General features: G+C 68.6%; 1 protein-coding gene and 1 pseudogene. Both read left to right on the top strand.

Features of this window, described 5'->3' with window-relative positions; translation table 11 throughout:
* Window positions 1-97 precede the first annotated feature (97 nt).
* Window positions 98-1,237 carry an ABC transporter ATP-binding protein gene (locus ACZ6BB_RS42170; protein ID WP_471620374.1) on the top strand — a complete coding sequence of 380 codons (1,140 nt, stop codon included), beginning with the start codon at window positions 98-100 and terminating at the stop codon, window positions 1,235-1,237.
* A gap of 3 nt (window positions 1,238-1,240) precedes the next feature.
* A pseudogene (locus ACZ6BB_RS42165) lies at window positions 1,241-1,653 on the top strand (ABC transporter permease); the annotation flags it as partial.

Raw genomic sequence — 1,653 nt, 5'->3', positions numbered from 1 at the left:
GGTGCGCCGAAGTATTACGACAAGGGTTTCGACGCTGACATCGACTGGTGGCTGAAGAACGAGGCTGCCGTCACCAAGCGCTGGCTGGAGTGGGCTCGTGGCTGATTTCGGTGTTGCCGCACCGTCGGTGAAGGCGGCGGGCGTGGCGTCGGCCACGGCGACCGGTAAAGCGCTGTCGGTGGTGGCTCTGCGCAAGACCTATGGCGGCGTCGTGGCCGTGGACGAGGCGTCGATGGAGATCGCGGCGGGGGAGTTCGTCACCTTCCTCGGCTCCTCGGGGTCGGGCAAGACCACGACGCTGATGATGATCGCCGGGTTCTGTGAACCCGACTCCGGCACCATCACCGTCGGCGGCCGTGACGTCACCCGCCTGGCGCCGCAGAAGCGGGGCCTGGGGTTCGTCTTCCAGCAGTACCTGCTGTTCCCGCACATGACGGTGAGTGAGAACGTCGCCTTCCCCCTCACCCTGAGGGGTGTGGGCAAGGAGGAGATCCGTCGCCGGGTCGGGGAGACGCTGGAGATCGCGGGTCTGTCCGGGTTCGGCGGCCGTAAGCCGCGTGAGCTGTCCGGTGGCCAGCAGCAGCGTGTCGCGCTGTGCCGGGCACTGGTCTACCGCCCGCCGGTCATCCTCATGGACGAACCGCTCGGCGCGCTGGACAAGAAGCTCCGCGACCAGCTGCAGGTCGAGATCAAGACCATCCAGCAGGAACTCGGCCTGACCGTCATCTACGTGACGCACGACCAGGAAGAGGCGCTGGTCATGTCGGACCGCATCGCGGTGATGCGCAACGGCCTGATCGAGCAGTTCGACACCCCCCGCGAGCTGTTCGAACGGCCCAGGACACCGTTCGTGGCGGACTTCCTCGGCGCGGCGAACTTCCTGCCCGGCCGCATCGAAGCACACACCGACACCCACACCCTGGTCCGCCTCGACGGCAGTGGCGGCCTGCTCAAGGCCCGCCGCCACCAGCTGCCCTCCGGCAGCCAGGTGAAGGTCGCGGTGCAGCCGGGCCGGCTGCGGGCCTCGGCCGCCGACGACGGATTCTGTACCGGCACGGTGGAGACCGCCACCTACGTCGGCACCCTCGTCCGCGCGGGCGTCCGTGTCGATGGCGGTCAGGCGCCGCTGCTGCGCCTGGAGGTCCCCGCAGGCCGGGGCCCGGTCGCCGGCGAGCGGGTCGGGATCACCGCCGACGCGGACGACGTCAACCTCTTCCCAGTCGAACAGGGCGGGTGAGCCATGGCCGCCACCCTCACCGCGGGGGCTCCCGCCCGCCCGCGCAAACTCCTGGCCTCACGCCGGACCCGGGTCGGGATCTTCTACGCCCTGCCGGTCGTCGTCTACCTGCTGGTGCTGTTCGTCTACCCGATCTTCTCCACGCTGCTCCTCAGCCTGAAGAACACCGACGGCTCCTTCACCCTGCACTGGTACGCCGACGCACTGACCGGCGTGAACCTCTCCGTGCTGTTCACCACGCTGCGGATCTCGGCCGAAACAGCGGTGCTGAGCCTGGTCTTCGGGTTCGTCCTGGCCCAGGCGATCTCCCGGCTCAAGCCGATGTGGGCGGGCCTGGCGATGCTGGTCGTCGTCATCCCGCACTTCGTCTCAGCCCTGGTACGCACCTACGGCTGGATCATCATGCTCGGCGACAA

Source organism: Streptomyces sp. NPDC041108 (genome assembly GCF_055592645.1).
The sequence above is the reverse complement of the archived record's forward strand: the minus strand, read 5'-3'. Positions and strand labels throughout refer to the sequence as shown.